Annotated in this window: 8 protein-coding genes; 2 read left to right on the forward strand and 6 right to left on the reverse strand. The window is 64.2% G+C overall.

From position 1 onward, the window contains the following. From CAPSK01_RS03790 to CAPSK01_RS03810, 5 genes are all read right to left on the reverse strand, one after another. Nucleotides 1–407, reverse strand: a 407-nt coding sequence (locus tag CAPSK01_RS03790; RefSeq protein WP_273703036.1) for a nuclear transport factor 2 family protein, incomplete at its 3' end; no start/stop codon positions are given. Continuing rightward, nucleotides 404–1,186 (reverse strand): SDR family NAD(P)-dependent oxidoreductase, encoded by a 783-nt coding sequence (locus CAPSK01_RS03795; RefSeq protein WP_034922765.1) that lies wholly within the window; start codon nucleotides 1,184–1,186, stop codon nucleotides 404–406. The genes CAPSK01_RS03795 and CAPSK01_RS03790, both read right to left, overlap by 4 nt. A gap of 4 nt (nucleotides 1,187–1,190) precedes the next feature. Continuing rightward, on the reverse strand, nucleotides 1,191–1,733 hold the full coding sequence (locus CAPSK01_RS03800; protein WP_034922768.1) for a DUF3833 domain-containing protein: 543 nt from the start codon (nucleotides 1,731–1,733) through the stop codon (nucleotides 1,191–1,193). Then, nucleotides 1,733–2,995, reverse strand: a complete 1,263-nt coding sequence (locus CAPSK01_RS03805) for an MFS transporter (protein ID WP_034922771.1) — start codon at nucleotides 2,993–2,995, stop codon at nucleotides 1,733–1,735. Before CAPSK01_RS03805 ends, CAPSK01_RS03800 begins: the two co-directional genes overlap by 1 nt. Before the next feature lie 2 nt (nucleotides 2,996–2,997). Then, entirely contained in the window at nucleotides 2,998–3,279 is a 282-nt protein-coding gene (locus tag CAPSK01_RS03810; protein WP_034922775.1) for a hypothetical protein, read from the reverse strand. A gap of 317 nt (nucleotides 3,280–3,596) precedes the next feature. On the opposite strand from CAPSK01_RS03810, the gene CAPSK01_RS03815 reads away from it, so the two are divergent. Both CAPSK01_RS03815 and CAPSK01_RS03820 read left to right on the forward strand, forming a co-directional pair. After that, nucleotides 3,597–4,304: a hypothetical protein gene (locus CAPSK01_RS03815; RefSeq protein ID WP_034922778.1), complete on the forward strand. Its 708-nt coding sequence runs from the start codon at nucleotides 3,597–3,599 to the stop codon at nucleotides 4,302–4,304. Between the two features lie 399 nt (nucleotides 4,305–4,703). Then, nucleotides 4,704–5,261, forward strand: coding sequence for a type II toxin-antitoxin system VapC family toxin (locus CAPSK01_RS03820; protein ID WP_273703037.1), 558 nt, complete (start codon nucleotides 4,704–4,706; stop codon nucleotides 5,259–5,261). Here CAPSK01_RS03820 and CAPSK01_RS03825 read toward each other — a convergent pair. Beyond that, a complete protein-coding gene (locus CAPSK01_RS03825) occupies nucleotides 5,171–6,373 on the reverse strand; it encodes an ISAs1 family transposase (RefSeq protein ID WP_337958534.1) in 1,203 nt (400 codons plus the stop codon). The genes CAPSK01_RS03820 and CAPSK01_RS03825 overlap by 91 nt on opposite strands. Between the last annotated feature and the right edge of the window lie 94 nt (nucleotides 6,374–6,467).

The raw sequence follows: 6,467 nt of genomic DNA on the forward strand, positions 1-6,467 counted from the left end.
AGCAGCCAGCCGATTCCCGGGAGTCTGGCGTACAGCTCTTCAGCGGCGTCCCAGTAGTCGCGGTGCCAGATCACCTTGCCGGCGCTGTCGAAGCGCAGGTGCGACGCGCCGCGAATCACTTGCGGTGACGCCGTCTTCCGCGCGCCCTTCAGCCGGTAGTGCAGTTCCCAGACCAGCAAGGCGCCGTTGTCGGCGACCACGCGCTCGCGGACGACGAAGCGTGGTTCGTCAACCTGCCTGAACATGTGCGAGAAAATCCGCTGGATCGGCGCCAGACCGCGCACCTCGTTGAACGGATCCTTGAAGTACGCATCCACCGCGTAGTACTCGGCAAAGCGGGCGACCGCCTCCGGGTGCAAGCCCTCGAAGAAGGCGACCAGCGCGTCGACCGACGCCGCATTGCTCATCGTGGGCGCCCGCCAGCACCGCCGAGACGGCGGACGAGGGGAAAGTAGAGACGGTACGGCAGATGCGCCAGCAGCTTCAGCACGCGCGTGAATCGCTTCGGATAGTGGATTTCGAAGGCGCCGCCGGCGAAACCGGCGATCGTCGCCAGCGCCGCCTGCTCGGCGGTGAGCAGCGCCGGCATCGCGAAATCGTTCTGCGCGGTCAGCGGCGTCGCGACGAAGCCCGGATTGATCACCCGCACGCCGATGCCTTGCGGCTGCAGATCGAGGTACAGTGCCTCGGCGAAGTTGATCAGCGCAGCCTTCGTCGGTCCATAGATCAGCGACTTCGGCAGACCCCGATAACCGGCGACGCTGGCCACGAAACCAATCTGGCCGTTGCCCTGGCGCAGCAGTTGCGGCACGACGCAGGCCGCGAAGGTGACGGCACCGACGAGATTGACGTCGATCATCCGTCGCGCCTTGGCCGTATCGAGTTCCCAGGCGCGCATCGGCACATAGTCCCCCGCCACGTACAGCGCGACGTCGATACCGCCCCACGCCGCCAGCAAGGCGTCCCAGGCGGCGCGCAGGCTCGCTTCGTCGGCGGCATCACAGGGCAGGACCAGCGCCTGCCCGGCGCCGGCGGCGACTTCGGTCAGACGGGCGGCGTTGCGCGCCGACAAGGCAACGCGCGCGCCACGTGCCAGCAGTTGGCCGGCGAGCGCCGCGCCGATGCCCGTCGAGGCGCCGAGCAGCCAGACGCGTTTGCCCGACCAGTCGGTGAGGCGTGGATTCATGGTTTCACCGCTTCGTGAAGCTCAGCGTCACGTCGCCGAGAGGGAAGCCGAACTTGCGCATCGCCGAACGGTTGAGCATCACCTTGTCGTCGATCAGATACATCCAGTCGTCGAAGTCGACGTTCCAGACGCGGCCGTCGACCGGCAGCGCGAGCACGTAGCGCCAGCGCAACGCGTTGCCGGCCGCTTCGCCCTGTGCTTCGCCGACGACATCGTCGGCGCGGCCGACGTAGCGCGACGCGTCGACGCGGGTGATCGTCCACACCCGCCGTGAAGTCGTGCCGTCCGACCACGCAAAATTCTCGTCGAGCGTCCCGACATCGACCCCGTCGCGTTTCTCCCATTTCGCGTCGATGACGACATGGAAGCGCTTGATCACTTCGCCCGAACGATCCTGGAACATTCCCCAGCCGTCGATCGTGCCGTTGAAGTAGCGGGCGAGGTCGAGCACGGGCCGTTCGGCCTGGTAACGGTCGACCGGCGTGCCGGCGCAGCCGCCGAGACCGAGGATTCCGCAAGTGAAGCAGGCGAGCCACAGGGTTTTCATCAGGAGACCTCCAGCGTGCGGCGCCAACGCCATGCCAGGATGGCGGCGATGGACTTGAAGAGCAGTGGCAGCAGGCAATAGACGGCGGCCAGACCGGCCGTCGCCGCAGCCACCCCCGGCTGGTAGCCGACCAGATCGAGCAAGGGCAGGGACAGGCCGGCGGCCAGCGCCAGATTGAGCTTGGCGACGAGATTCCACCAACCGAAGTAGGCGCCGGCCTGCGCCGACCTGCCGCCCGTCGGACGTTCGCAGAGGTCGGCGAGCAAGGCCGCCGGCAGCGTCAGGTCGGCGCCGAGTGCCGCCCCCGAGAGCAGGCAGACGACGGCGAAGGGCCAGACATCACCGGCGCCCAATCCCCAGGCCCAGACGAACGAGGCGACGGCGACGAGCATCGAGGCGACCCAGGTCCGCACGCGACCGAAACGCCGGGCGAGGGCGACCCACAGCGGCAGGAAAGCGACGCCGCTGACGAAGTAGAGCGCGAGAAAGGCGCCACTCCAGGCTTCGGCCTGCAGCACGTCGGCGACGTAGAAGAGGACCAGCGTTGCCGGCAAGGCCGCGGCGATGCCGTTGACGACGAAAACGGCCAGCAGGCGGCGAAAACGGCCATCGTCGAGGACCCCGCGCAGGTTGCCGAGCAGCCGGCCGCTCGCCGGCAGGCGTTCGGCCGACGGCGGTGTGCCGAGCAGGGTCCAGCTCGCCAGGAAAAGCAACAGCAAGGGGAAAAGTTGCGCCAACCCGGAAAGTCCCTGCGCGAGATCCTTCGCCAGCAACCCCGGCAGCGCCGCCGCGAGAACGACGCCGAGCAGGCCGAAGCCCTCCCGGCTGGCCGTCAGCCGCGTCCGCTCGCCGGCATCGCGGCCGAGTTCGGCGCCCCAGGCCTGATAGGCGACGCTCGCCAGCGAGAAACCGAAGTAGGTGCACAGCATCGATGCGAGCAGCCACCACGGCGCCGCGACGGCCGGCGGATGCAGCAGCGCGAGCATGCCCAGCGCCAGGCACGGCAAGGCGAATACGATCAGGCGCTGGCGGCTCGCCGTGCGGTCGCTCCAGCCGCCGAGCAGCGGATCGATGCCGGCGTCGAGCAGGCGTGCCGCCAGCAGCAGCGAGCCGAGCAGGCTCAGGCTCATGCCCGCGGATTCGGCGTACAGGCGCGGCACATGCACGTAGACCGGCAGTGCGGCCATCGCCAGCGGCAGGCCGAGCGCGCCGTAGGCGAGCAACTGTCGCCTGGGAAGCGTCACGGTCAGGGCGGCAGTCACGGTCAAGTCTCCGGCCGTTTGAGGAGCGCCAAGCGCAGGCTCGGGCTGCGGCTGCGCGGGGCGCGATGGAGCGGGATTTCGCCGCTCCCCCACTGCCGCCAACCGGCCTCGGACTTGCGCACCGCTGCCGGCAGGGCTTGCGCCAGGCCGCTGCAGGCGAGGAACAGCAGGGCAATCAGCGTGCTCCCGGCGAAGGCACGCCCAGCGATCCGTCCAGGGCGGGGAGGCGCTTCTTCCAGGGCTGGAGCGGCGTCGGCGAAACGGCAGGCTGGCAAGTGAGACATAATTTTGTTCTGGACAATTTAAAAAACTTGTCGAAAATATAAGCTCTTGGCTCTCGGATGTCAAGCTGTTTTGGTGTTTTGTCCAGGACAACACGCGATCTTTGTCCGCGAGGATCCCGGCCTGCCGGCGAGCGCGACAGGCAGATCGGCACTGCGCACGCGCAGTTCGCCGCCGCCGGGCAGCCCTGCCACTGCAACAGAGTGGAAGCGCCTGTCCGCCGATATGCCGGCATTGCGTCGGCACTCCGGCCGTTTCGCTTGTCTCAGCCGCGCTGGCGCGTTAACTTCATTCTTCGCGCCGCGCCGAGGAAGGAAACATGACCCCGCTTTTCGCCCGCCTGCGTCCCAAGCCTGGAATCGGCCCGGCGCTTTACTGTGCGTGGGCAATCGTCGCCATCGGCCTGTCGATTGTCCTGTCCGGCTTGTCGCCCGAGAGCGTCACTCGCCTGTTCGTAATCGCGCTTCTCCTGGGCGAACTGGCTTTTCTCCCGATGTTGGTCGACGCACTCCCGGCGCTGGCATCCAGGACTCGATTCCTTGTCCTCGGTACTCTCCTGGCCGCTGCGGTGGAGGGCATGCACATGCTTTCTATGCCGGTCTTTCTGGCGCTGCGCATCGACCGGGAGACATCTTTCGGTGAGGGACTGGTCCGCTATGCGCTCGACCTGTTGTTCACCTTGCCTGCCTACCTGGTGATCTTCTCGCTGCTCTGGTTCTTCATCAACCGCTACCGCTATACCCTGTGGAACTACATTCTGGTCATGGGCCTGGCGCAGACGCTGGGCGACGGGGGTCTGTTCTTCTTCATCGACGCTCCGGCCATGCTGTTCTTTCTCCCCTACCCGATGACCAACTACCACGCCATCAACGTGATTCCGTTTCTGGCGGTCCGCGATCACCTGCCGCCGGCGCGATCAGCAGGCGCTGGTCGCTACCTGGCGATTCCGGCCTTGATCGGCGCGTATCTGGTATGCGGGGCAATCATCAGGCTCGTCGGCAGGTCTCTTGGGTTTGCGGCAGATTGACGCGCGATCCCGTGGCGTGTCCGGTCGCCTTGCAAGTGGCTGTCTCAGAGCCTTCAACAACAGTCTTCGCCCGCGTCCGGTGCCGCCCCGCCATCAAGCTGCTCGCCCAGCAGGCCAGCTCCGGAGCTACGAGGTAGCGAGCGTGCTATAGTATCTATGGACCTGCAGACAGACCTTTTGCCACGTTTCGTGGCATGTGAAACCAATGGCAGGGGCTTTGCTCCCTCCCGCATCATGGCGTATCGCCGATATCAGCGTTGCGTGTGCATCGCGTAAGAGTGCCTGTAGGTCCCTGGCGCTCCGACCAATGCGATTCATACGCCTCGCCGAGAAAGGCATCTGCCAGTAAGACCAAGCATGGACCACGGTTGTGGGAACCAGGATCGAAAGATCGAAACCATGAAACGCAAGGTCTACATCGAGACCTGCGTCATAAGCTATCTCACGGCGCGCCCGAGCAATGATTCGATCAAGTCGGCATGCCAGCAGATCACCCGCCTGTGGTGGGATTCCGGGCGGACATCGTTCCTGGCCTTTATTTCACCTTACGTTGTGGAGGAAGCCAGCGCTGGCGACCCGCTTGCCGCCTTGGAGCGCATCGACGCCTTGCGCCCGATCCCGGTCTTGTCCATTGCACCGGAAATTCTCGCTCTTGCAGAATTCCTGTTGCTCGGTGGCGGTCTTCCGGCAAATGCCCGACTCGATGCCCTGCACATCGCCTGTGCGGCGTATCACGAAATGGATGTGCTGGTCACCTGGAATTGCAGTCATATCGCCAATCCGACCAAGCTACCCGTCATGCGCGGTTTGTGTGCTGCCAGGGGCTACAGCTTGCCGGAACTCGTCACACCCTTCAGGGCAATCGCTTACACAAATGGCATGGGGTTTTCGCTCCCGTTCTGCGAGAAAGCACGCCGGATGAGGGACTCGCGGTACTCCGGATGGCGGTCGGCATGAACGCGACGGCGGCGCAAACCCATTTTCACCTCTTCTTCTGGGCGCAAGGTCGCCAAGGCGAACTTGCGCAGGACGGAGAAATTCCGCGCGGCGTGACCTTTGCGGACACGGCAGTGATCCTCGCGGAAGACCACATCGAGGGTCCAGTGCAACCCGTTCTCGATGCCCCAGTGGTTGCGAGAGGCGTTGGCGAACCTCGCGACGGTCTGGACACCGCGGGAACCAATGGCATAATGATGCTCAACAGAAACGGTGTCGCCGATTTCTCGTATCGACTCGATCCTGCCGACCCCCCCGAGCTTCTTCCACGCTTCGCGCATCGGCTTGTCCATCCACGAAACGTCCGGGATCCAGGTGTAGCGGCGGGTGTCGATCCGGCCATGATCTTTTTCGATTTCCTCGAAACGCTGAACGTCCAGGCGTCCAAAACCCGCCTGATCGCCCTCCTCAAAAAACTCCCGAATGGCGGTGGCCAAGTTCTTCTGGTTGTCCTTGACCTGCAAGACGTAATCGCCTCCCTGGTCAACGATCTTCTCCGCGATCTCGGTTTGGCAACCGAGCGCATCCGTCGTGGCAATACACCCCTTTAAAATCAGCACATCCAGCAAGTTCTTGAGTCCCGCCAACTCGTGTCCCTTGCCGCAGGTTCCCTCCTGCGCCAGACATAGGCCACTTCCCACCGCATAGGCCGTCACCAAGTGCAGAAGCTCATTGCTTCCTTTCTTCCCCGATCCACGCAAGGTCTTCCCATCGAAAGCAACCACTCCCTCTACGACGCCGACCAACCCCGCGATCCACTGCCGAAACCGCTCCTCGAATACCTTCGCATCCAGCACCCGAAAGAGATCGCCAAACGTGTCGTGCGACGGGGTGCCTCCCTTCAGAGACCACCCGAATCGCTCCCGCAACCACTGTTGCCGATCCCGACACCAGTCCGCTACCTCCACCCAATTGTCGGCGCCACACAGGATCGCGCATAAAGCCATCACTACCATCTCCATCAAGACGTACCGCTTCGCCGGACCTCGACGGCTATCCGGCAATCCCGAAAACGTTTCTACCAGAGTCATCCGGCCACCCTCCCAAAAAGAGGAAGTAGACCCCATGGCCATTCCAAAATCAATATTTCATCATAGGTACAGGATAGATAGGTAGCGAGTAGGCTCTTTATGTGTTTCGGGCGGTTGAGCATTGTCGTTCTGGAGG

This window comes from Candidatus Accumulibacter vicinus (genome assembly GCF_000584955.1).
GTDB lineage: Bacteria > Pseudomonadota > Gammaproteobacteria > Burkholderiales > Rhodocyclaceae > Accumulibacter > Accumulibacter vicinus.